General features: G+C 70.3%; 18 protein-coding genes. 8 read left to right on the forward strand and 10 right to left on the reverse strand.

Annotated features, from left to right (window positions below):
* Window positions 1-40: 40 nt before the first annotated feature.
* Window positions 41-2632, reverse strand: a complete 2592-nt coding sequence (locus QHF85_RS42975) for a glycosyltransferase family 39 protein (RefSeq protein ID WP_281333280.1) — start codon at window positions 2630-2632, stop codon at window positions 41-43.
* Between the two features lie 141 nt (window positions 2633-2773).
* On the opposite strand from QHF85_RS42975, the gene era reads away from it, so the two are divergent.
* Together era and der are read left to right on the forward strand one after the other, a co-directional pair.
* Entirely contained in the window at window positions 2774-4432 is a 1659-nt protein-coding gene (gene era / locus QHF85_RS42980; protein ID WP_281333281.1) for a GTPase Era, read from the forward strand.
* Between the two features lie 2 nt (window positions 4433-4434).
* On the forward strand, window positions 4435-5835 hold the full coding sequence (der, locus tag QHF85_RS42985; protein WP_281333282.1) for a ribosome biogenesis GTPase Der: 1401 nt from the start codon (window positions 4435-4437) through the stop codon (window positions 5833-5835).
* Here der and QHF85_RS42990 read toward each other — a convergent pair whose 3' ends face one another.
* From QHF85_RS42990 to QHF85_RS43000, 3 genes are all read right to left on the reverse strand, one after another.
* Window positions 5836-7581: a hypothetical protein gene (locus QHF85_RS42990; protein WP_281333283.1), complete on the reverse strand. Its 1746-nt coding sequence runs from the start codon at window positions 7579-7581 to the stop codon at window positions 5836-5838.
* 59 nt (window positions 7582-7640) lie between these two features.
* Window positions 7641-8024: a hypothetical protein gene (locus tag QHF85_RS42995; RefSeq protein WP_281333284.1), complete on the reverse strand. Its 384-nt coding sequence runs from the start codon at window positions 8022-8024 to the stop codon at window positions 7641-7643.
* 128 nt (window positions 8025-8152) lie between these two features.
* Complete coding sequence (locus QHF85_RS43000) at window positions 8153-8764, reverse strand: hypothetical protein (RefSeq protein ID WP_281333285.1); 612 nt, start codon at window positions 8762-8764, stop codon at window positions 8153-8155.
* A 326-nt stretch (window positions 8765-9090) separates the two neighbouring features.
* Here QHF85_RS43000 and QHF85_RS43005 point away from each other — a divergent pair, with 326 nt between their 5' ends.
* Window positions 9091-12066 (forward strand): prolyl oligopeptidase family serine peptidase, encoded by a 2976-nt coding sequence (locus QHF85_RS43005; RefSeq protein WP_281333286.1) that lies wholly within the window; start codon window positions 9091-9093, stop codon window positions 12064-12066.
* A 31-nt stretch (window positions 12067-12097) separates the two neighbouring features.
* Window positions 12098-13339 carry a pectin acetylesterase-family hydrolase gene (locus tag QHF85_RS43010; protein WP_281333287.1) on the forward strand — a complete coding sequence of 414 codons (1242 nt, stop codon included), beginning with the start codon at window positions 12098-12100 and terminating at the stop codon, window positions 13337-13339.
* Window positions 13340-13403: 64 nt separating this feature from the next.
* Here QHF85_RS43010 and QHF85_RS43015 read toward each other — a convergent pair whose 3' ends face one another.
* Window positions 13404-14177, reverse strand: a complete 774-nt coding sequence (locus tag QHF85_RS43015; protein WP_281333288.1) for a hypothetical protein — start codon at window positions 14175-14177, stop codon at window positions 13404-13406.
* A gap of 120 nt (window positions 14178-14297) precedes the next feature.
* Window positions 14298-16181: an OPT/YSL family transporter gene (locus QHF85_RS43020; protein WP_281333289.1), complete on the reverse strand. Its 1884-nt coding sequence runs from the start codon at window positions 16179-16181 to the stop codon at window positions 14298-14300.
* 163 nt (window positions 16182-16344) lie between these two features.
* On the opposite strand from QHF85_RS43020, the gene QHF85_RS43025 reads away from it, so the two are divergent.
* The gene (locus QHF85_RS43025; RefSeq protein WP_281333290.1) at window positions 16345-17511 is read left to right on the forward strand and encodes an oxygenase MpaB family protein; all 1167 of its coding nucleotides are present in this window, start codon (window positions 16345-16347) and stop codon (window positions 17509-17511) included.
* A 10-nt stretch (window positions 17512-17521) separates the two neighbouring features.
* Here QHF85_RS43025 and QHF85_RS43030 read toward each other — a convergent pair whose 3' ends face one another.
* Complete coding sequence (locus tag QHF85_RS43030) at window positions 17522-18898, reverse strand: DUF2330 domain-containing protein (RefSeq protein ID WP_281333291.1); 1377 nt, start codon at window positions 18896-18898, stop codon at window positions 17522-17524.
* 158 nt (window positions 18899-19056) lie between these two features.
* Between QHF85_RS43030 and QHF85_RS43035 the strand changes: the two genes are divergently transcribed.
* Together QHF85_RS43035 and QHF85_RS43040 are read left to right on the forward strand one after the other, a co-directional pair.
* Window positions 19057-20211: a hypothetical protein gene (locus tag QHF85_RS43035; RefSeq protein WP_348652806.1), complete on the forward strand. Its 1155-nt coding sequence runs from the start codon at window positions 19057-19059 to the stop codon at window positions 20209-20211.
* A gap of 17 nt (window positions 20212-20228) precedes the next feature.
* Window positions 20229-21041, forward strand: coding sequence for an SDR family oxidoreductase (locus tag QHF85_RS43040; protein ID WP_281333293.1), 813 nt, complete (start codon window positions 20229-20231; stop codon window positions 21039-21041).
* On the opposite strand, the gene QHF85_RS43045 is transcribed toward QHF85_RS43040, so the two are convergent.
* Together QHF85_RS43045 and QHF85_RS43050 are read right to left on the reverse strand one after the other, a co-directional pair.
* Window positions 21025-21924, reverse strand: a complete 900-nt coding sequence (locus tag QHF85_RS43045) for a hypothetical protein (protein ID WP_281333294.1) — start codon at window positions 21922-21924, stop codon at window positions 21025-21027. The two genes, QHF85_RS43040 and QHF85_RS43045, sit on opposite strands and share 17 nt — an antisense overlap.
* The gene (locus QHF85_RS43050) at window positions 21900-22895 is read right to left on the reverse strand and encodes a GNAT family N-acetyltransferase (protein ID WP_281333295.1); all 996 of its coding nucleotides are present in this window, start codon (window positions 22893-22895) and stop codon (window positions 21900-21902) included. Before QHF85_RS43050 ends, QHF85_RS43045 begins: the two co-directional genes overlap by 25 nt.
* 496 nt (window positions 22896-23391) lie before the next feature.
* Here QHF85_RS43050 and QHF85_RS43055 point away from each other — a divergent pair, with 496 nt between their 5' ends.
* On the forward strand, window positions 23392-23841 hold the full coding sequence (locus tag QHF85_RS43055; protein WP_281333296.1) for a hypothetical protein: 450 nt from the start codon (window positions 23392-23394) through the stop codon (window positions 23839-23841).
* Here the strand turns inward: QHF85_RS43055 and QHF85_RS43060 are convergent.
* Window positions 23838-24119, reverse strand: coding sequence for a hypothetical protein (locus QHF85_RS43060; protein ID WP_281333297.1), 282 nt, complete (start codon window positions 24117-24119; stop codon window positions 23838-23840). The genes QHF85_RS43055 and QHF85_RS43060 overlap by 4 nt on opposite strands.
* Window positions 24120-24153 lie beyond the last annotated feature (34 nt).

Genomic DNA, 24153 nt, shown 5'->3' on the forward strand with positions numbered 1-24153 from the left:
TTCCATACGGGCGCCAAGGGATCCGGCAGGCTTGCTTCGATCAACGCACGCGGAGCGCTCCGGCGATGACGCGGTTCTCGTGGTTCGGGCCACGGGTCACCCGGAAACGCGTGTCTCCGGAGAAGAAGCCGAAATACACGGTGTAGTCGCCTGGCGTGAAATTTGGCTCGAGCTCGAACACGTAGTCGTCCACCACGATGTCGTTCGGCTGCCACAGGTTCATCGCATATTTGCCATCGAGCACGGTGTGATCGCCGTTGTATCGGCGCTGGAAGCCGTCGATGTGCAGGAACGCCTTCCAGGTGCCGGTGATGGGCTTCACGACCCGGTAGTAGAAGCGCATGTGGTACTTGCGCTGCGGGACCACGCTGTCCACGGCCTGACCGGCGCCGTCGCGGACCTCCCAGCCGAGCACGTCGAGTTGATCCTCGAACGCGGCGTCGACCATGTGGAGCTCGGGCGGCGGCTCGTCGAGCACCAGTGCGCCGAGTGGGTTTTCGTTGCGCTGGCCGCCGAGCTCGCTCGACACGAGCAGGATCTGGCTCGACCGCGCGTCGAGCACGGGCAGGTTCGACCCCTTCAGCTTGCGGTGGAGCGCGTTCAGGCGCGTCAGCTCCTCGGCGCGGACGATGAGCCAGCGGCGATCCGTGCCCTCGGTGAGCCACTTGAATGCCTCGGCGGGATCGCTCCACTGCGCGACCTCGCCGCCGTGGTGGTAGTAGGCGATCGAGCGGGCGCGCACGCCGAGCAGACCGAGCGGCTCGCCGGGCTTCTGGAGACGCGCGTAGGCGTCGAAGACCTCCTTCGGCGAGAGCTGCGCCGCGAGCGCTGGGTAGTAGCCGAACGAGAGCACCGCGCCCGCCGCGAGCGCCGCGAGAAGCACGCCTGCGCCGCGTGGAAGACGCGTGAGGCCGAGGGCCGCGCGGAAGCCGTCGCGCAACGTGGCGAGCGAGATCGGCAGCATCGCTAGGACGAGCGGCAGCGCCCACCAGAGGTTCAAGCCGGCGTCGATGAAATTGCGCGGTAGCCTCTGCACGGACACCCAGCCGAGCCGCGTGCCGAGGAAGAGCATCGCGCCGAGGCCGACGAGCGCGGCCTCCACGACGACCGCGGCGAAGACGAGGTTGCCGTTCCAGACGGCGGCGAGCTCGCGGCCCAGGTTGCGGTAGTCCTCGACGAGGCCGTCGGCCCACGCGGCGATCGAACCAGGTTTGTCGGCGCGCCCCTCGAACCACGCGATCGCCACGAGCGCCGTGAACGCCACGGCGGAGAGGCGCATCAGCGTCGTCGCGTCCTGCTCGAAGCTCTTCGGGAACGAAGGTTTGTCGACCTCGAACACGCTGAACATGCGCCCGGGCTCGAGCACCATGTCGCGGTAGAGCACGAACGCGAGCAGCGCGACGCCGAGCGCGAGGGCCCGCGACGGAGGCGCACCGCGATCGAAGTCGGCGACGGCGAGCCCTGCGACGCCCGCGAGCAGCGCGACGCCGCTCCACGGGAGGAACGCGACGTGCGGCGTGAGCGCGGCGTACACCGCGTACGCGACAGCGGCGCCGACGAGCAGCGCGACACGCAGGCCCACCTCGCGCCTGCGGGCAGGCGCGTCGAGCTCGACGGGCGCGCGGAACAACCTGCCGAGCGCGAACGGAAGGAACGCGCTCCACGGGAAGAGCGCGTGGCCGAGGTGCCGGATCGTCCGATCGAACGTCGCATCCACGCTCGCCTTCTTGGTCAGCGCGACGCCGAGCGCGCGCGGCAGCGCCGCGTCGGGTGAGGTGCGGGCCAGGAGCGAGATCCCTAAGCCCAGGGCCACGAGCCCGAGGGCGAGCGAGAGCGCGCCGATGGCATGCTCGGCGGCGGATCGCTTCGCGGAAAAACCTCCGAGCTCGAGGACGAGCCAGGCGAGCCCCGCCGCGAGCGCCGGCACCGCGACTCCGATCACGAGCCCGCGCGACATGTATCCGGCCACGAGGCCGAGGGCCCCGACGAGGAGCCAGACGCCCTTCACGGCCCACGTGCGCGCGCCCGGGACCTCGACCTCTGCGCCTTCTTCGATCCCGCGCGCGCGATCGAAAAGCGCGCCCACGAGGCCCGCGAACGCGAGCGAGAGCGACGACATCGTGACGATGTCGCCGAGCATCGTCCGCGCCTGCATGAAGTAGAGCGGCGTCGTGGCGAGCGCGACGGCGCCGTAGAGCGCGGCCCGCCGCCCCGAGAGACGCGCGAGCAGCTCGTGCAACGCCACGACCCCGACGAACGCCCAGATCGCGAGCGGCAGCCGTCCGGTCCAGTCCGAAAGCCCGAAGAGCTTGAAGCCGAGTGCCATCGAGGTGAATGGCAGCTCACCCATGCGCAGATCGCTCAGCGTGGGCATCTGGTTGACGGCGTCGGGGAGCGCGAGGTTGTCCGCGTGGAAGACGTGGATCGCGATGCGGCGCGAGAGATCGGCCGCGTCGAGCTCGTACGGATCCCAGATCCCGCTCTTGCCGAGGGTCGAGAACAGCACCAGGGCAGCGACCACGAGGGCGAACGGGCGAGACCACGCGGCGAGGGAAGGCGCGCGGGCGCTCGCGTGGTTCGGCGTTTCCTCACGGGTCGCGCCGCCTTGGGCGCTCTCGGGGACGGCTTCCATGGGGGGCTTCTACCGCTGCTCGGGCCGGTAGCCAAAGGCGTTTGGCGGCGCGGACGCGCGCGCCGGGAACGAGCCCCCGAGCGTGGAGAACCGTAAGAAGCCGTTTGAGGCCTCCCTCGCTGTCTGCTATCGCGCCGCGCTGTGAAGATCCGTAGACCCGACCCCCGCGCCGAGCGCCCCGGCCGGAAGACCGAAACCGCGCGCGTAAAGCCGTCCGATGACGAACGAGCCGGCGCGTCCCCGCAGAGGGAGCCGCGCGGGCCGAGGCCCGAGCGAGGGCGCGGCGGAGGTCGGCCGGGCGAGGAGGCGCGCGGCGCGAAGGGAAAACCGCGCGTCGCCGAAGGACGAGGCCAGGCGCCCGGCGCGGCGCGCGGCAAGGGTCCCGCGAAGAAGGGGGCGCCTCCCGCGCGCAGCGGCAAGGGGGCACGACCGGAGGCGCGGGGCGCCGCGGCGCGGCCCAACGCGCCTGCGCGAGGCGGGAGGCCTGCGACGACGGACGATCTCACGCGGGGCGCCGCGGCGCGGCCTGGAGCGCCTGCGCGAAGTGGAAGGCCTGCAACGACGGACGATCTCACGCGGGGCCCGCGGGGCGGAACGGGCGCCGGTCGTCGCGCGGAGGCGCCGCGCCCGAGGCCCGAGCCTCGCCCCGCGCCGGAGGCGAGCGGGCCCTCGCGAAGCGGCACGGTCGCGCTCATCGGAAGGCCGAACGTCGGCAAATCCACGCTGCTCAACGCGGCGCTCCAGCAGCCGCTCGCCATCGTGTCGAAGACGCCGCAGACCACGCGCGACGCGCTGCTCGGCGTCGTGCACCACGGCGCCGCGGAGATCGCGCTGCTCGACACGCCGGGCCTGCATCGGCCGCGCACGCAGCTCGGCCGCGTGATGAACGAGGCCGCGCGGGACGCGGCGCGCCGCGCCGATGTCGTCGTCTTCGTGACGGACGTCTCGCCGCGACCCGTGAAGCACAAGGAAGACGGGACGCCCATCGCGCCACGCCCGCTCCTGCCGCACCCCGGGGATCTCGTCCTGCTCTCGGATCTCGCGCCCGATCGGCCCGCGGTGCTCGTCGTGAACAAGGTCGATCTGCTCCGGGACAAACGGCACCTCTTGCCGCTGCTCGAGGCCTACGGAAAGGTGCGGAACTTCGACGCGATCGTGCCCGTGTCGGCGCAACGCGAGGACGGGATCACGCTCGTGCTCGACGAGATCGCGCGCTTCTTGCCCGAGGGTCCGTTCCGGTACGGCGTCGACGACGTGACCGACAAACCCGCGCGGTACTTCGCTGCGGAGTACGTGCGCGAGCAGATCCTCCGCGCCACGCAGGACGAGGTGCCGCATGCTGCGGCCGTCACCATCGACCGGTACGCCGAGCCGCGCGCCGCGGGGCAAACGGTCCAGATCGACGCCACGATCCACGTCGAGCGGCAGGGCCAGAAGCGGATCCTCATCGGCGCGGCCGGCGCCATGATGAAGCGCATCGGCATCGCCGCGCGCGAGCGCATCGAGGAGCTCGTCGGCGGCAAGGTCGTCCTGCGCCTCTGGGTGCGCGTGACGCCGGACTGGCGCGAGTCTTTGCCGCGCCTCGAGGAGCTCGGTTACGGCAAGGCGCGCAGCGGCGGAGCGGACGCGGCCGAGTACGTGATCGTTGCCGAGCAGGACGCGGAAGCCGACGAGACCGACGACGAAGGCGACGAAGACCTCGACAACCTCGACGACGAGGGGGAAGAGGACGAAGACCAGGACGAGGAGGACCTCGACGACGACGACGAGGACACGTCCGACGACGACGAGGAGGAATGACGATGCAAGAAGACCAAATCGAGCAGCCGGACGAGGGCGTGAACCCCGCGCGGGTGATGAACGCTCCGCTGCCGATCGTCGCGATCGTCGGCCGCCCCAACGTCGGCAAGAGCACCCTGTTCAACCGCCTCGTCGGGAAGAAGACCGCGATCGTGCACGACGAGCCCGGCGTCACGCGCGATCGCCACTACAGCGACGTCACCTCGCGCGGCCGGAGGTACACGCTCGTCGACACGGGCGGCTTCGATCCGGAGAGCGACGATCCCATGCGCCAGGGGATCAAGCGCCAGATCGACGTCGCGATCACGGAGGCCGACGTCATCGTGTGTGTGCTCGACGCGAGCCAACCGCCGACGCCGGCCGATCACGCCGAGCTCGATCTGCTCCGCCGCGCGGGCAAACCCGTCATCTACTGCGCGAACAAGGCCGACTCCCAGCGCGCCGAGCTCGAGCTGTCCGATCTCTACCGCCTCGGCGCGCGCGACCTCATCCCCTTCTCCGCCCTCCACGGTAGGCGCATCGACGAGCTCGAAGCGGCGATCGCGGCCGCGCTCCCGCCTCTCCCGCCCGAGCCGCAGGAAGGCGAGGCGCCGGACGAGGCCATCCGCGTCGCGATCGTGGGCCGCCCGAACGCCGGCAAATCCTCGCTCGTGAACCGCCTGCTCGGCGAGGAGCGCCTCCTCGTCGACTCACGCCCCGGCACCACGCGCGACGCCATCGACACGCGCATCACGAAGGGCAAACACTCGTTCCTCTTCATCGACACGGCCGGCATCCGGCGCAAGGCGAAGGTCACGAAGGAGGACAGCGTCGTCGAGGCGGTGAGCGTGCTCCACGCGATCCGCGCGATGGAGCGCGCCGAGGTCGTCGTCCTCCTGAGCGACGCGTTCGAAGGCGTGGCCGAGCAGGACGCGAAGATCCTCGGCCTCGCCGTCGATCGCGCCCGCGCCGTCGTCGTCGGCCTCAACAAGGCCGACCTGCTCGACAAGAAGGGCTTCGGGAAGGCCGAGGAGAACGCGCGGGACAAACTCTCGTTCGTGCCGTGGGCGCCCATCGTGCCCATCAGCGCGAAGACGGGCCGCGGCGTGGGCAACCTGCTCTCCACGATCACGCGTGTCGCCAAGGCGTTCCGCACGCGCGTCGGCACCGGCGAGCTCAACCGCTTCTTCGAGCAGGTCCTCGAGCACCGCCCGCCGCCCACGTCGGGCGGACGCGCGCCGCGGCTCTACTACATCACGCAGGCCGAAACCTCACCGCCGCTCTTCGTGATCATGGCGAGCGCACCGGAGCAGATCCACTTCAGCTACCAGCGCTACGTCCAGAACCAGCTCCGCAAGAACTTCGGCTTCGAGGGCGTGCCGGTGCGCGTGAAGTACAAGGCGAGGCGACGCCGCGGCGAGTGACTAGTCCCCTCGGTGCGACGGCCGCCCCGACGACGGGCGGCCCTCGTTCACCGGGATCTCGACGCGCGGCGCCTCGTCGCGCACATGCTCCGTCCCCGCGTCTTTCCACACCGGCACCGAGCGGGCGAACACCTCCAGCCGCTCGATCTCCTCATCGTCGACCAGGCACCGCAAGCCGAGCACCGCCTGGTTGATCCCCGTGAAGCCGAGCGCCTTCGCCAGCGCGCGCAGCCTGTCCTGCTCGTCCTCTTGCGGCTCCGACGGGACCGAGATCGCCTCGCTCGACGGCGACTCCACGTGCCCCCGCAGCGCCGAAGCCGCGCTCCGCGACGGGCCCACGATCTCGCGCGCGAGCTGGCGCGCCGCGATCGCGCCCCGCACGAGGTACTGCTCGCGCAGGAGCTGCGCGTTCGTCCGGCCGACCCGCGCGATGAGCAGCGCTTGATCCTGCCAGTCGCAGATCCGCTGCAGGCTGTAGGTCGTGTTGAAGAAGATGCGCGGCGTCGGCATGAACGCGAGCGCATGCGCCGAGTCGATCCGCTCCTCCGCGAGGCGCGCCACGTCCTCGTCGTTCAGCCCGTCGATGATGCCGAGATCGCTGCCCCGGATCGGCGCCACGCTCCCCACGCCGAGCATCGTCGCGGCCCGATCCGTCACCGCACGCAGCACACGCTCGCCGAGCAGCGCGACGGCCACGCCCACGATCAGCGCTCCCTTGTAGCCCTGGAACAGGTAGCCCTTCTCCGCGCTGCTCGCCTCCTCCGGGCCGGAGAGCAGCGCCACGCCGAGGAACACCGACGCCACGCTCACGATGAGCAGCGTCCGCGCCGCGAACGCCATCATGCGCGCGGTCGAATCGTTGCTGGCCGAACGAAACAGGATCTGCCCGAGGTTCAGCGTGAACGACACCATGCACGCCGCGCCCACCGAGAGCGAGACGAGGTGCCGCAGCTCGTTCTCGCTCCGCGCGTACCGGAGCAGGATCACCGCGCAGGCGATGAGGATCGCCGACGCGACGAAGCCGAAGATCGTCGCGTGCCGCGCCATGCGCTGCACCGACTCGCGCATGAGCTCGTTCTCGTAGGCCCACATGCGCTCGACCTTCTCGCGCAGCTCGAGCCGATCCCGCACCGCCGTGCCCGGCGCGTACCCCACCTTCAGCCGGAAATCGCCGCGCGCGAAGCGCCGCTCGACCAGCATCGCCGAGCACACCGCGAGGATCGCTGGCATCGCGCACGCCCCGAGCACCCGCAGCCGCGCGATCGGCGACGTGCTCCACTCCGCGAGATCCTGGTAGGCGACTGCGAGCATCCCGCCGAGACACGCGAAGATGATCCACCGCACGAACGACGGCGCGATGAGCGCGAGGAACCCGAGCAGCGCGCGGAACCGCTCCTCGCCCACCAGCATCGACTCCGCGAAGGATTGGCCGATCAGCGTGTGCAGGAAGAACACCACGACCCCGATCGCGAGCCCGGAACCGATCTCCGCCACGTACTGCGGGCGGTTCGGCGCGACGAACCGGAAGAACAGCACCGCGCCCGCGTAGGCCGCGATCACGAGCACGGCGACCGCGAGCGCGCCGCGGACGGCCGATCGGGGCTCGGCCGGGCGGGCCGCGGGCGCGCCGTCGACGATGCGGGGCGGCGCGGCGGCGGATCGGGCCACCTCGGCGCTCTTGCCGGGCGTGTGCCGCAGGGTCGGCGGCGACACCGGCGATTCGGCGGGGGGCGCAGGATCGGGCAAGGCAGGACCTCCGCCTGCATCGTACCTGCCTGCGCTCCCCCTCCTGCCGCGAAATCGCGTCAGCGCCGCATCGTCGACATCGTCCGGCGCGAGCCGCGGTGGGTCTGCGTGCGGTCGGCGGGCTCGTCGATCTCGTACATCTCGGCGTCCGGCGGCGGGCGCACGGCCTTGCCGTGCAGGCCGCCCGGATGCTCGCCGCTCTCGTAGCGGGCGTCGCTCTCCTGGCTGCTGATGCCGCCCGACTGCGCCTCGGCGATGCGCCGCATCGTGCGCTCGTCGGCCTGCTTCGGCCTCGTGCGGACGACGCGCCTGCCGGACCTGCCGAGGCGCCCCTTTTGCACGAGCCACACCGCCGCGACCACGGCCGAAAGGAGCCCGGCCGCGCGCTGGATGCCGCGCCAGGCTCCCCGGACGCGGCGCTGCCACCTGCGAGGAATGTTCATGCGTGAAAGGGTGGGGAGGCGGGCCGCGATCGTAAAGCGGCGGCGACGCTCGGGGCGCGCGGCGCGAAAAAACACGCGGCGGGAACGAGTTGCCCCATTCCCGCCGCAATGCCCACGCGGGCGCTCGGTTATTTCTGCGTCGCCTTCCGCATCTGGCACATGAGATCACAGACCTCGAGCGGCAAGGTCTCGCGCTTCGGCTTCTGCTCCTCCTTGACGACCGGATTCGACTTCTTGGGATCGGTCGATTTCACGTTCGTGTTTCCGCTCGTCCGCGGAGACGCCTTCTTCTCGGGCGCGGCCGCCTCCTTCGCGGGCGCCGTCTTCACCTCGGCGGGCTCGGCGGGGAGCGTCGCGGCGCGCTTGAGGGCCACCTCGAAATGGGGCGAGACGCGACCGCCCAGCGTCATCGGCTCGGCCTTGGGGCGCGCACTCGCGGCGCCGATCGCCATGGCCGAGACCAGGATGGCGCCCACCGCGGCGACCAGCCACTGTCCTTTGCGGCTCTGCGTCGCGACCACCTCGGCGCGCGGCTCGGGGACCGGCGCGGGCGCCGGCTCGGGCGCGCCGAAGGGAAAGACCGGCGCGTGCGGCAGGACGGGCTCGGCCGGCTTTTGTGCCGATGCCGCGAGGGCCTTCAGATCGATGATGCCGGAGTCGTCTCCGTGTGCGCTCGTTTGCTTCGTCGTGGGTGCGTCGTTCGAGGCCTGGGCCACGAGTGAGCTCAGCGAAAACGTCACCGAGCCGTCCTCACGCGTTCCCGGGGCCTCCCTCGAGGACATCGTCGGATTGGATCGAGGAATGCTCTTCATGGCTCGTAACTCGCTTTCTCCACGTTCACGGGACCGGGAGCCTCGCCCCCGACCCGAATGGCGACGGTCACTGCATTCGACGCACGGCCGCGATGGAAGTTTTGGTGACCAGGCAAAAGTGAACGAAGGATGAAATCGATCCGTGGGGGACGGGGGGCGAGCGCTCGGCTTGGTCCGGGACGGGGCTCGTGGTAGCTCTGCCGGCTCGCGTGGACGGCCCGCTTTCCCGGGCGGACGCGGCATTTTCCCCCTCGATGCGCCCTCGGCTCCTCCTCCCGCTCGTCCTCGCCGCCCTCGCTGGGCCCTCGGCTTGCCGCCCGCCGGCCGAGCATGGCGTCGAACAGCGCCCGGCCCCGCGCCCCGACGCCTCCGCGCAGGCCCCCGCGACCCCGACCGCTTCCCCGGGCGCCGTTTGCACGCCCGGCGAGGGTCGGTGCACCTCCGATGAGATCGCGCTCACGTGCCAGGGTGGCGAGCGCTGGGTCGAGGAGCGCTGCGACGCGGGGTCGACCTGCCTCGGCGCGGGCTGCGTCTCGCTTCGCGCGGAGGGAACGTCGCCGTTCACGCTCGCGCGGGAGGCGCTCCTCGCGCCCCAGGGGGAAGGCTGGCTCGACGCGTGGAGCGCCGTGGGTCCGCTCCTCGGCCCCTTGCCCGAAGAAGCGACGACGCCTCCCGACGCCGGCGCCCCGCCCGCGCCCCGCGCCCTTTGCGCGAAGGACGGCTACGTCGAGGTCCACGAGAAGGCCGATTCCAAAAAAGGCCCGAAGCCCCCCACCCATTTCGTCCTTTCAGGGCTCCTCGTCTCGGGCCGCGCCCAGCGAATCCTGCTCGCGGCGGGCGTCTCCGGTCGCGTTCGCATTTCGGTGGCCGGAAAACATGTCTTCGATGCCACGCGCGAGGCCGATCCTGCGCCCTTCCGCGACGAGACGCGCGTCCCGCTCGACCTCGATCGAGGCGTCCATCGGATCGTCGTCGAGGTCGAGCAACCGACGACCGCGCCCACGGGCTTCTGGCTCCGCGCCCGCTCCCCTTCCGGCGGACCTGCTCCGGACCTGCTCTTCGCCACGTCTCCCGAGGCCACGTGCGCGCCGGCCGATCTCCTGCGCGCCGACATCCAGAAAAAGCCCACGGCCACGGGATTCGACATTTCCGTGCGGCCGGCGTGGATCGGCCTCGGCCCACGAAACACCCGGGATCTCCCTCATCGCGCAGAGCTCGCGCCGGACAAAGGCGCCCCTCGCCTCCTCTCCGAGGGCACCGTGCTCGCCGCCTCCCTCGGCACTCCGGACGGCGCGTTTTCCCTCTCGATTCCCTTCGAAAAGACCGGGACCACCGACCTCCGGCTCCGCCTCGGCGCGGCGCCCGGGACTGAGCAGAAGATCCCGCTCGTCTACCGCGGAGCCTTGCAGAAGCGCGTCGTCGCGCTCGCGGACAAACGCGAGACGATTGAAAACGCCTCGGCGACCCGCGGCGAAAAAGACAGCCTGCTTGCGCACATCGACGGCCTCGTCGAGAACCTCGCGCAAAATGATCCCGACATCTCCTGGATCAAGCGCCAGACCGAAGAAGCCGAGTCCCTCCTCGCCTCGCTCGAAAAAGGCGAGAGCCCGTACGCCGGCCGATTCGGCATCCAGCGCCGCGCCTATCGCAGCCCGCTCGACGGCCGCCTTCAGCCGTACGTCCTTTTCGTCCCGCGGGCTCATCGCCCCGGGGGAAAACCGCTCCCGCTCGTCGTCGCCTCCCACGGCCTCGGCAATCGCCCCGAGATCGCGCTGCGGGTCGTCGTCGGCGAGGCGCCCGAGGCGGGCTTCAATGGGCTGCTCGAAGCGCGCCATTTCCCGGGCCTGCCCGATCTCGGCGCGTTCCTCGTCGCACCCTGGCAATTCGGCAATGCGGGCCAGCGCCACCTCGGCGAGGACGACGTCCTCCGGGCCATCGCCGAGGTCCGCGCCCATTTCCCCGTCGACGAGCGCCGCATCTCCATCACCGGCTACTCCCTCGGCGGCACCGTCGCGTTTTACCTCCCCTTCCATTACCCGGACCTCTTCTCCGCCTCGGCCCCGCTCTGCGGCTATCCGAACCTGCTCGGCTGGGAGAGCATTCGAAAAGCCCCCCACACGCCCTGGGAAGACGTCCTCCTCGCCAAGCGCTACATCGTGAACTGGGCCGAGAATGGCCAGCATGTGCCGCTCTTCATCGTCCACGGCGGAAAGGACGACCCCACACGCTCGCAGCTCGTCGCCGATCGGTATCGCTCCCTCGGATATCCCTACAAGTTCGACGTCCAGGAGGACCTCGACCACAACGTCTGGGATTACGGCTACGAGGACGGCGACATGATCGGATGGCTCAAATCGCATCGGCGGCCAAAGGCGCCCGATCGCGTCCGGTTCGTCACGGGCGAGTGGCGGTACGATCGGGCGCACTGGGTGCGCCTGCTCGGCATGGAGGCCGAGGACAAATTCGCCGAGATCGACGCGCGCCATTCGAAGGCGGACGGCATCACGGTGAAGACCCGCAACGTGGAGTCGTTCGCCCTCGATCTGTCGCAGCTCTCGCTGCGCGAAGGGGCGGGCGTGACCGTGGACGGCGCGGCCGTCGAGGGGCCCATCGCTGCGGGGATGCTCTGGCTCGTGAAGAAGGGCGGCGCGTTCGTCCGCGTGCCCGAGGAGCCGTCGCGCAAAGGGCGCAAGCGCGCCGGGGTCTCGGGCCCGCTCGACGACATCGATCGCCACGGCCGCCTCGTCGTCTACGGCACCCAGGATCCCGCGCAGATCGAGGCGAATCGCCTCGTCGCCGAGCATTTCGCCTCCTTCGACACCTTCGCGGCCCGCTTCCCGGTGAAATCCGACGTCGAGATCACCGACGCCGAGATCGACCAGCGCAGCCTCGTCCTCATTGGAAATCCGCGATCGAATCGCGTCACCGCGCTCCTCGAGAGCGCGCTCCCCGTACGCTTCGAGCCCTCCGCGCTCACGTTCCGCGGCAAGCGGCACGAGGGCGAGGACGTCGGAATCTCGTTCATTCATCCGCACCCGCGAAACCCGGACGAATACGTCGTGGTGCACGCGGGCGTGGGCTCCGCCGGCACGCTCGCGAGCCGCCACCTCCCGCGCTTCGCCCCCGATTTCGTCGTCTATGACGGACGCATCACGGTGCAGCGGGGTGGTCACTTGCTCGACCGGCGCGCGGCGCTCGACGGCGGCTTCTTCGGCATCGACTGGAATTGAGATCGTTTCCGGGATCGCCTAGCGTCGATCCATGCGCACGCACTCGATCCCGTGGCTTGGTTTCGCCGCGCTCGTGACCGCTCTTTGCGCGGGCTGCGGCAGTGATTCGCAACCCCTGACGACGTCAGGCCTCGTGTCCGGCGGAAGCGCGTCGAGCGGCGCGGGCGGATCCGGGGGCGCGGGCGGCGGCGGGAGCGGCGGCGCCGGGCCTGTGTGTTCACCCGAGGGGCCCTTCGATGGCCCTGCGATCAAGCCGATCGACGCGCCGCCCGGCGAATGGTCCTGGATCCCGGTCGACGGCGCGAAATGCCGCGACGGCTCGCCCACGGGGTTCGGCGTGCGCCCGCAGGCGGGCTCCGACAAACTCGTGATTTACCTCGAAGGCGGCGGCGCCTGCTTCAATGGCACGACCTGCGGCATCAACCCGGGCTCCTTCGGCGCCGTGGCGTTCGCCGGTTGGAGCGGAACCGTCGGCAAGGGCGGCATCTTCGACACCGGCAACGACGAGAATCCGGTCAAGGACTGGAACATGGTGTACGTCCCGTATTGCTCGGGCGACATCCACGCGGGCAGCGCGGACAACGTCGACATCCCCGGCGCGCTCTCGCCGAAGGATCAGGACTTCGTCGGGTACGACAACATTTCCTTGTACCTCCAACGAATCATCCCGACGTTCCCCGGCCTGTCGAAGGTCCTGCTCACGGGCATCAGCGCAGGCGGGTTCGGCGCGGCGTACAACTACGATCGCGTGGCGCAGGCGTTTTGCCCGACGCCCGTGGTCCTGATCGACGACTCCGGCCCGCCGATGTCGGATTCGTACATCGCCCCCTGCTTGCAAGATCGATGGCGCTCGCTCTGGAACCTGAAAGAGACGCTGCCGGCCGATTGCGCGGACTGCACCGGCGCGGACGGCGGCGGGATCGTCCATTACGTGGACTACATCGGCGCGAAGTACCCGACGGGCCGGCTCGGGCTGATCTCGTCGACGCACGACAGCGTCATCACGCTCTTCTTCGGGTACGGCAAGAGCGACTGCCAGAACATCGACGGCGTCGCGACCGCCGTCTCGGGCGACGTGTACGCGCAAGGGCTCGACGAGCTGCGACAGAAACACATGAATGGCTCGGGCAACTGGGCGACGTACTACATCGACGGCACGATGCACACGCACCTGCTCACCGGGCTCTACGCGACGAGCGTGAACGGGAAGAAGCTCTCGGCCTGGGTCGGCGACGTCGTGAACGACGGGCCGATGGAGCACATCGGGCCCTGAAAAAAAACGAGGGGCCGGTTGGAGGCCCGGTCCCTCGTTCAAGGTGTCTGTCGCGACGCTGGGATCAGCGCTGCGCGACCCGGCGCGGGCGGAGCGTGACCGCCGGGATGCGGAGCGGCTCGAGCGTGTCCTCGCCGAGGGCCGTGACGAAGTCGTCGTTCGCCGTGAGCACGGTGTCACCCGCGATCACGAGACGCTCGTCGCCCTCGCCTTCCGCGACGAGCTGATCCTGCGGCACGATCCGGCCTTCCCGCGTCGTCGCGTCGAGGACGCGCACGTCGGGCGAGGCGCTGGTCGCGCGCAGCGTGACCCACGCGCTCACGGGCGTCGGCAGGGGCGCGAAGGACGTGTCACCCGCGAGGCCCGCGTACACCCACGGGGTGTCCTTGGCCATTCGCATCCAGCCGGCGCCGCGCTCGTCTTGCACGTAAAACGCGCCGTGCGCCGCGTCCGCGATGAGGCGTCGCGTCTCGCCATTCGCGCCCGTCGCCGTCACGTCGGCGTACACGAGGCGGCCATCCGGGCCGAGCTCGGCGTATTCCATCACCTTCATCGCAGCGACCTGCGAGACGCCCGAGAGCGTCTCCGAGCCGTCGCTGCGGACCGTGCGCTCGACACGCGCGCGGGGGGTTTGGGGGGCCGAGCGCAGGGAAGGCTGCACGAGCCCCGCATCGTCCACCGGCGGCACCGAGCCTGCAGAGAACACGTAGACGTGGTCTCCTGCCAGGGCCGGCGCCTCCACGCACGCCTCACCCGAGGAGGCGGCGTTCCCGCAGCCCGCCGAAAGCGAAGCCACGAGCGCCGAGAGAACCAGAGCGGAGATGTATTGCGTCGTCATGGCAACCCATATCGAGCGACGGGGTGCCCTTATTTCAAGACGTCGCGATTTTTTCTCGGAGGTGCGAAAGGATCCATGACGAACCCTCCCGCGATCCCGATCACATGCACATGAGGCGCGTCAGGAGGGCGACGTCGGCGGGGCGGCGGGCGGCGGCGGCGGGACGGCGGCGGGCTTGAGCAGCACGTTCGAGAAGAGGCCGTGCAGGCCCACGGCGAGCGCGTAGAGCGCCTCGCCCGCAATGAGGCCGCCGCCGACGAGCGACGTCGTGCTCATGTCCTCGGGCAGATCCTCGCCCTTCGCTTGCTTCGCAGCGACGCTCTTTTGCCAGGTGTTGTACGCGGACGACCCGACGCCGCCGACCGCGAACCAGACGCAGACCATGAGCTCGACGAAGCCGCCGAACGACGAGGCATACGGGCTCGGCAAGACGAACGCGTCCAGCACGAAACCCGTGGCGAACCCTTCCTTCGAGCCCTTCACGAAGGTCTTGTAGCGCTCGCTCGCGTGCAGGACCTTGCGGAGCACCTCGGTGCCGATGCCGATCGCGAGGCCGATCGCGAGCGCCTTGATCTTGTAGTTCGGCAGGTAGCCGACGTCCTGCAGCGCGCCGACGAACTTGAACGTCATCGCGCTCTGCCACTGCCCGACGTCGGCCTTCGGGTCCGCGAACGAGTTGATCGTCAGCACCGGGTAGGCCTTCATGAACGTCTGCGCGAGCACGACGCAGAGCACCGAGCCCATCAGGATGCCGATGCTCTGGTAGCGGAACTGCACCGTGCGGTTCGTGCCGAGGCGATAGCCCGTCGAGCGATCCTGCTGCATGTCGCCGCCGACCGAGCACGCGACGAGCAGGATGCTCGCGCTCATGAGCCCGACGCGCGGATCCTTCAGGCCGAAGCCGCTCATGAGCAGCACCGCGATCACGAACGCGCTCGAGATCGGGTTCGAGTCGCTGATGCCGAGCGAGATGCCGTTGATCAGCACGAACACGCTCGTCAGCAAGATGGCGAAGACCGTGAAGCCGATCGGCTGCCCCATCACGAACGTCGAGACGGCCACGAGCGCCGCCGCCCAGAAGACGATCCACGCGACGAGCCGCTTCGGGTTCACCTGCTTCCACGCGTCCTTCGCGTCCGCCTCCGCGGGCTTGCCCGCCTGCGCGCGCACGCGCCGGATCGCCTCGACGGCGATGAGCGACATGTCGACGACCGCCGCGCCGAGGATCATCGCGAGCGCGATGAGGAAGCCGATCTTGCGGAAGCTCTCGCCCTCCTTGAGCCAGCCGATCGAGACGAGGTACGGCGTGCTCCACTTGCCGATGAGGCCCGTCAAGAGCGCCGGGATCGCGATGCGCGCGCCGACGACCATGCCCGCGCCGATCGTCGACGCCGAGAGCTGCGTGGCCCCGACAGCCGGGAGCTTCTCGACGAGCGCGGCGAACACCACGCCCGCGCCCGTGCCGCCGCCGAGCTGCCCGATCGAGCGCTTGAGCAAGCGTTTGTCCGTGAGCGCGCGCAGGATGTTCGCGACCGCGTAGCCGCTCGGGAAGTCGAGCTTCAAGCGGTCGACGAGGATCGGCGTGTACACCATGCCGAGGCCCACGCCGAACATGCCGATGCACGCGAAGTAGAGCGCGAGGTGGTGCCACGGCGGCATCGGGATCCCGAGCCACGTCATCGCCTGGATGAGCACGCCCATGCCCGCCATGCCCGCGACGCTCGCGGCCATCGTCTGCATGTAGTTCGCGCCGTGCTTGCCCTCGGGCCCGTAGCCGTACGTGACCGCGCTGCCGAGGATCCCCGCGAGCACCTGCCCGCCGACGAAGAACCCGAGGCTGAAGTTCATGTACGCAGCGGCGATGCCGCCGAGCGGACCGAGGATCAGGATCGCCACGGCCGAGAGGAGCGCGTGGTAGGCCGGCGTGTCGATCTTCGGGAGGAACGCAAACTTGGGGCGCGGCGCTTCCTCGGTCTCGGCGGCGGCGGGCGTCGGGGTTGTCATCGGGAACGGGATGCTAGCAGCACGGACGGGCGCGAGAAGCGCTGGATCGTGGGCTCGTACGTCCGGCAAGACGGACCGGCCGGGGAGGCAGAGGAGAATCTGGACGAACCTACGAAGCTCGCTCGCCAGCGGGCTCGACCGACCCTATGGTCACGGGGCCCCGATGATTCCCACGCGCTACCAGAACCTCGAGCAAGCCCGCGCGCGCTTCGGCGACCGCGTGGACCGCCTCGCGCCGTTCCTGCTCCGCGGCGATCCGCTGGCCGACGCCGTGATCGAGGAGATGGAAGGCGCCCCCGCCGGGCGAGGTTTTTCCCTCCTCGACAAGGCCCTGCGCGCCCCCGACACGCGCGGCCTCGATCTGCCGCCGGCGATGCGCGCCTACCTCGAATGGGCCTCCCATGTGCCCGCCTGGGTCGACTGGGACGCGGTGCGCCGTGGAGGCGAGCTGCTCCTGCGCTCGGGGGCCCTCGGCGGCGCGGTGCTCGGCACCTACTCGCTCGTGCTCGGGTACGCCTCGCCCGGGGGCAACAAACCGCTCGTCTTCTCGGGTCAGCTCGTCGAGCGCGCGCCACGCCGCCTCGGCGAGACCTCGCGCTTCGTGCAAGCGACGGCGCAGCCGGGCGGGCTCTTTCGCATGGGCGAGGGATTCGCGATCACCCTGAAAGTGCGGCTCATGCACGCGAAGGTGCGGCAGATGCTGTCGCAGTCGCCGAAATGGGACACGGCGTCCTGGGGCATGCCCGTGAACCAGCACGACATGGCCGGCACGTCGCTCCTGTTCTCGCTCGTGTTCCTCGAAGGAATCCGCGCGTTCGGGCTCGACGTCGATCGCGACGAGGCCGAATGCTTCATGCACCTGTGGCGCTACTCGGGGCACCTCATCGGCGTGGATCCCGAGCTCTTGCCGGGGAGCGAATTCGACGCGTGGAACCTCGCGAACCTCATCCGGGCGACGGAGGGACGGCCCGACGACGACTCGCGGGCGCTCACACAGGCCCTCTTCGACTCGCCGCTCCGACGAGCGAGCAGCCCGGAAGAGAAGCGGCTCGGCACGTTCCGGCGGAACATCGGCATGGGTTTTTCGCGGGGGCTGCTCGGCGACGAGCTCGCCGACGAGCTCGGGATCGAGCGCACGCCGTTCGTCGCGGCGTTCCACGCGATCCGCGCGGTCACGCGCGTGGCCGAGCAGGCGCGCAGGCGCTCGCCGGCGGCGCATCAAAAGGCCATCGGCTCGGGGGCGCGTTACTGGGAGATGGTGGTGCAGGAGGGGCTCGGAGGCGCCCCGGCGCATTTCGCGCCGCCGGAGCGCCTCACCCGCGCGGCCTGAGACGAGCGAATCACTTGCGGCGGCGGCGGCGCGCCACGGACAAACCGAGCGCGACCCCGAGGAGGCCGAGCGCGGCCGTGGTCTCGCTCCCGCTCGACACGGCGCAGCTCGAGCTCGAGCTGCCGCTCCCCTTGCCGTCGCCGCCGAGGTTGTTCCACCAGTCGACGCCGCCCGGATCGCCGGGGGTCTCCGACTCGCAAGGCGGGTAGACCGGGCACGAGGGCGGCGTGCCGACCGCCTTCGTGGCCTGGAAGAAGTTCGAGATCGGCTCCTGCTCCGTCGCCGCGCCGAGCGCGAGATCCTTGTTGAGCGCCGCCCGCGCGAGCTCCGTGTTCATGCGCGTGAGCCAGAGCTCCGCCTCGTTGATCCCGCCGAACATCTTCTCGAGGTCGGCCTGGAGCTCGTCCATCGCCGTCACGTAGCCGTCCTTCGGATCGCCGTAGCCGCTCTGATCCGGCAGGAAGCTCACGAGCTGCTCGAGCCGGCTGCGGATGTCCCACGGCGACGTGGGCTGCGCGTACTGGTTCAGCCAGCTCGCGTTGTTCACGGCCTTGAACCCGTCTTCCTTCAACGTCGCGTAGTTCGAATCGGCCGAGTCCCAGTTCCACACGATGGAGGCCGGGTCGACCTGGAACGACGAGAAGTTCTTCGTCTCGTAGCGGCCCTCGCCGAAGACCCAGAGCGTCATCGGGGCGAAGGCGCCCGTGCCGGCGCCGACCATGCGCAGGGGCAGCGTGGTGCTCGCGCCGGGCGTGGTGATGCGGACGGGGCGCATCGAGCTCACGCCCTGGCCGGGGACGAGCTTCAACGCGAGGAAGTCGAAGCCCTCGCCGACGTAGGCGTCGATGATGGGCGCGACGTCGGAGTCGACGTTGTAGCCGTTCGTCGTGAGCCAATCCTTGAGCGCGTTCGGGTCCGACGACTTGAGCTGGACGGTGGCGTAGGGGCCGACGACCTCCTGCGAGATGATGTCGACGCCGCCGCCGGCCGCGTCGCCGCCGCCAGCGCCGCCCGCGCCCGAGGAGCCGCTGCCCTCCCAGCCGCCCCAGCAGGAGGGCGGCGGCGGGCAGTTGAGGGGCGGCGCCGCGACGGACGTCGCCGTGCGCTCGCTCAGGACCGCGAAGACCGCGTCCGAGGACAAACCGACGTCGACCTGGCCCTTGATCGGCAGGATCCAGGCAAACGAGGTGGGTTCGCCCGAGTATTCGATCTGATCCCAGAGGGTGGTCTCCGTCTGCGAGACCGAAAAGATCATCCGGTGGCCGGTCACTTGCGTCGATTCGTCCTGCGGCGGGACGCAGCCGCCGCAGGCGGCGGCATCGTGGGCGTCGGTCACGACGGCGGCGACGAGGGGGAGCGAAAGGAAGAGGGCGTGGAAGAGCTTCATGCTTGGGACCTCCGAGGCAGCACGCGCGGGAAAGCATGCATCGTGCCTCTCCGATTCTTCGGGCGTTTTCATGATCCCGACGCCCGGCCGCGGCCCTCTCGGGCACATCCGGGCACACGTTGACACGATTGCGTGGAGGTTCTCGGCGACGCGCCTTCGTGGTAGGCAGGGCGCGAACGAGGAGCGAGATTGTCATGCGCGAACCCCTGGATCCCGTGCTCCGACCCATCGACGTTTTCGCGGGCGCCCGCGACGCGTCGCGCCCCGAGGATCGCCTGCGCGAGGTCCGGAGGCGCGCGGCGCGTCTCCGCGAGGAGCTGCTCTCGGCGCCGCCGGTGCCCTGTTATCGATCCCGCTCGCTCGTGCGTGTCCCCTATCCGACGCGATATGCGCTGCGCGACGCGTTCCGCGGCCCGACGCCGTTCGTGCACATCCTGAACCGCGTCTTCCTCGTGCAATTCGAGGCCGAAGGTCGGCTCCGCACCCTGCTCGCCTCGCCCTCCGACGTCCGCGCCAATGCCGAGACGCCGTTCTTCAAGCGCCTCTCCGGCACGTTCGGCCCCTTCAAGGACCTCGGCCAGCGGATCATCGCGCCCGAGCTCGGCACCGTGGCGTCTTGCCTCGCCGAGGCGGGGCTCTCTCCGGAGGACGTCGATTACATCACGTACGATCACCTGCACACGCAGGACGTGCGCCGCTGGCTCGGAACGCAGGGCCGTCCAGGTCTCCTTCCGCGCGCAAAGTTGCTCGTCATGCGCCAGGAATGGGAGAGCACGCTCGCGCTCCTGCCGCCGCAGCGCGATTGGTATTGCCCGGGAGGGATCGACGGCGTCGATCCCTCGCGGATCGTGCTGCTCGACGGCGACACGAAGCTCGGCGAGAGCGTCGTGCTCATGGCGACGCCCGGCCATACCGAGGGCAACCATTCGATCGTGGTGCGTACGTCCGAGGGGATCTTCGTGACGAGCGAGAACGGCGTCGGCCCCGACGCATACGCCCCGCGCGCGTCGCGGATCCCGGGGCTCCGCCGGTATGCCGAGGACACCGGGATGGAGGTCGTGATCAACGGCAACACGCTGGAGCGCGGGATCGACCAGTACATCTCGATGGTGCAGGAGAAAGAGGTCGCGGGCGCGTCCCGGCAAAACCCGGATTTCCCAAACATGGTCAGCTCGTCGGAGCTCAGCGCCTATGCCCTGTTCCCCGGCGTCACGCCGACGTTCTCGTTCGGCGATCTCACGCTGGGCAAACCCGCGCGCCCCGTCCACGACACCCCCCGGACCCACGCCACCGGCGCGGCGGTCTCGGCCTAGGAAAACAGGAGAATACAATGGCCGTCCTGATCTTGACCGGCTCCGCGAGTGGGATCGGCGCGCACATGACGGGGGTTTTCGCGCGCCGCGGCGACACCGTCTTCGCGACCGACGTGAACCTCGCCGCCCTGGAAAAACGCGCGGCGGAAGGCGCGTGGGGGACGAACGTTCGTCTGGTCAAACTCGACGTGCGCGAGGCCGCCGACTGGGAAGCGGCGCTCGATCGCGCCGAGCGCGAGGGCGCTCCGCCCGATGTCGTGATGAACGTCGCGGGCGTGCTGAAGCCCGGCTGGGTCACGGACCTCTCGCCCGACGACGTCGATTTCCACCTCGACGTGAACGTGAAAGGAACGGTGCTCGGCACGCGCGCGGCCGCGGCGCGGATGATCGCGCGGGGGCGGGGCGGGCACATCGTGAACATCGGCTCGCTCGCGTCGCTCGCGCCCGTGCCGGGGCTCTCGCTTTATGCCGCGTCGAAATTCGCCGTGCGTGGATTCACGCTAGCCGCCGCGATGGAGCTCGCCCGCCACGAGATCGCCGTGACGCTCGTCATGCCCGACGCCGTGCAGACGCCCATGCTCGATTTGCAGGTCGACCACGCAGAGGCCGCGATGACCTTCTCCGGCCCGCGCCCGCTCACCGTCGAGGACGTCGAGCACGCGCTCGTCTCCGAGGTGCTACCGAAGCGCCCGCTCGAGATCACCTTGCCGCTCGGCCGGGGGATCTTGGCGCGCGCGGCGAACACGGCGCCGGCCGCTTCGCGCTGGCTCGAGCCGATCCTCACGAAAAAAGGCCGCGAAGCCCAGGAGCGCATCAAGCAGGGGCGCTAGTCCACCCCGGCACCTTCGCCCGCGGCGCAGGCGAAGCGCGCCAGAGGTCCCGGGCGAGCCATGCGAAGACGCGCGGGTTGTGCCGCGCTTCCGTGAAATGGTAGGGCAATCGGGGCTCGCCGAACGGCACATACACGCGCACCGGGACGCCGAATGCGCGCGCCTCCCGCAAGGCCGGCCCGAACGGCCATCCGAGGAGCAATTCGACCTCGCACGGCGTCCCGTTCGAGACGAGCTTCTGGAGCGCCTGGCGCACGAGCGGCGCGTCGTGCGAGGCCACCCCCACATGCCGCGCCTTGCCCGCGAGCGCGTCGACCACGGCGAGAAAACCCGCCCGCGGATCGAGATCCGGCGCCGCAGGATCCGCCATCTGCCCCTTCACGACGCGCACGGGGACGTTCCGCCGCGCCGCCCAGGCCGCGTCCCGCACGCTCCGCGCGAATCGCCCGGGCAACGTGAATCCGATGGGCGTCCCCCCGCCCATGGCGCTCTCGGCGAGCGCCCGCGTCTTCTCCACGGCCTCCGGGCGCTGCGCGTCGAAATGCACCCGCGCGGACGAGAGCGCCGCGCGCGCCACGATCTCCCCGACGAGATCACGCGAGAACCCGAGCGCCGGGGCCTTGATCGCGAGGTAATGGTCGCCTTCCGCCTCCGCGAACGCCTCCAGCGTGGCGAGCGAACGGTTCGCCACGATCCGCGGGGACGTCTTCTCGCCGTTCCAGAAGCAAACGACGACGCCCATGCCCGCCTCCCAGAGCTTGCGGCTGAGCAAAAGGGCGTCGGTGATCCGCGGCCCCGCGACGTATGCGCGCCCGGCGCGCTTCGCGATCGGCTCCCACGCCGCGAGCGCGGCCAGCTTCAGACCTCGGATCTCGTCATCCATCGCCATTGCCTCCTCAATGTCCCGAGCGCGCGCGCGACGGCCTTGCGCGACAGCGCGGACGCGCTCGCGAGGCTCATCGGATACGCGCTGAGCGAAACCGTGGCGCGCTCCTCGCTCGTCCAGGGCTTGATCCACGGCGCGACGCCGCCGAGAAATTCGTACGACGAGAGCTTTTCCGTCGCCGCGCGGCGCAGGCTCTCGCGGAGCAACAAGATGCCCGGCGAGGCCTGCCGGAACGATTCATCATAGCCGATCTTGAGCAGCCAGTAGCGCCCGGCGTGCTCGACCGCGAGCTGCATCGCCGCGGCCCGCCCGCCGATACGGAGGAGCGCGACGCGCAGGATCCCCGAGCGCGCGGCGGCGAGGGCGTACGTCCTGAAAAACCTTCCGACGACCTGGTCGAACGACATCGCGGTGCGCTCGCGGCCCTTCCAGCCGGCGGCCTCGACGCGGAAGGCCTCGTCGAGGACCGCCGCCGCCTCCTCGGGCGAGGGCGAGAGGAACGAATACACGATTTCGCCCAGGCGCTCGGCGTGCCGCTCGGCGCGGCGCATGTCCTGGCGCCTGCGGGGCGAGAGGTGGCGCTCGGGCTCGACCCAGGAATCGTCGAGCGCGACGAACGGGCAAGGCTTCGACGGGCCGACGCGGACGACGCCACGGCGGCGGTAGGCCAGCTTCAAGGCGATGATCGTGGGCGAGGTGGCGAGCACGCGCGGCAGGTGCACCGGAAAGGGCCCGCGGGCGAGCGCCTGGCAGAGGGGCCCAAGTGTTCGGGGCCCGCCGTGGGACAGATCGACGGGCTCGCCGAGCTCGATCGCCCCGGCGGGCATGAGAGAGGGCGAGAGCCCGCCGTGATGGACGAGCGCCGCAATCGCGGGCGATTCGCGCGGCGGCGTCGTCACGATGACACGCAATCGATCGGACACGCCGCTCGCCGAAAGCCAGCTCTCCGTCCAGAGGCTCTGCTGCATCGGAGTGTCCTGGAGCGAATCGAGCGCCGACCACGTCTCTCTGATTTGCGAGAGCGATCGGGCCCCCGCGAGGCGCTGGGCGGAGTTCCCCGCGCGGCCCCTTTCGTCCACGCTCGCGGGAGGCTTTGGCCGTAGCTCGAGCTCTTGCATTCCGTGTCCCCCACGCTCTCGGGCGCCGTCGTCGGATCTTGGACCGCCCCCCGTGGCCCCGCCACCTCACACGACCCATGAAAACCCATGCAAACACGGGCCCGGAGGCGCGGATATCGGCGCCCGGCGCTCCCCTCGGATCCCGAGGTCTTTCCCTGCGCCGGCGGCGCGCGCCCGGGGCATGCGGGCCGCGGCGAGCGCTCTCCAGGTTCTTCGGCCAATCCCTTGCATACATGCGCTCGCGCGGCGCTCTCCGGGCATTTCTTTCTCGCCCGGCCCCGCGCCCCCCTGGCATACCGCCGCGACCCTACGCGCGCGGCCTGACTTTTCGAAAAGGAGTCCCCCCGTGAACAGGATGCTTTCGAGCACGCTGCTGCTCCTCCTCGCCCCGCTCTCGCTCGTCACGACGGACGCCGTCGCCGAAGTTGGGCCGAGCGTCGAGCTCGTCGGCGAGGCCGTCGCGCGGTGCGCGGGCGAAAACGCGGTCGTCTCGCTGCGCCTGCGCAACAAGAGCGGCCAGACCGTGCCTGTGCGGGCGAGCGCCGCGGTGGTGGTCGCGTGCCGGGCCGAGGACGGCGAGGGAAAGGCGGACGAGAAGCGCGGCGATACGCTCGAAGTCGAGGAGCGCATTCCGGACAATGGGGGCAGATCCGTCACCTACACGCTCGTGCTGGAGGGGCGGATGGGCTGCAACGCGGAGGAGCGCGTGGCCGCAATCGATTACGAGTCGGTGAAGCTCGACATCGACGGAGAGGTCGCACCCTTGCGCATGGAAGGGTGCAAAGGCTCCCGTTAATCGGTCGGTTCCGTGGGCGGCCCGCTGATCTCCTCGGTCGGGGGCACCCATCGCTCGGCGTTCGGGCCCTCCTCCGGCGTGGTCCCCTCGGAGTACGACGGGCCGCCGAGGTACGAGCCCGCGCCGCCCTCGGCGCCCATCGGCCCGCGCGAGACCGGCTCGCCCCCGATGTCCTGGGACATCGCCCCGCCCCGCACGCCGGGCACGTCCTCTTGCGTCCGAGGCTGCGAAGCCCCGGCGTCGCCCCGATCAAAAGGCCAGGATTGCTCCTTCGCCATGATGCCCTCCAGGGCTTCCCCATGGGGCCGTCAC

The organism is Polyangium sp. 6x1, assembly GCF_029946515.1.
Taxonomy (GTDB): Bacteria; Myxococcota_A; Polyangia; order Polyangiales; family Polyangiaceae; genus Polyangium.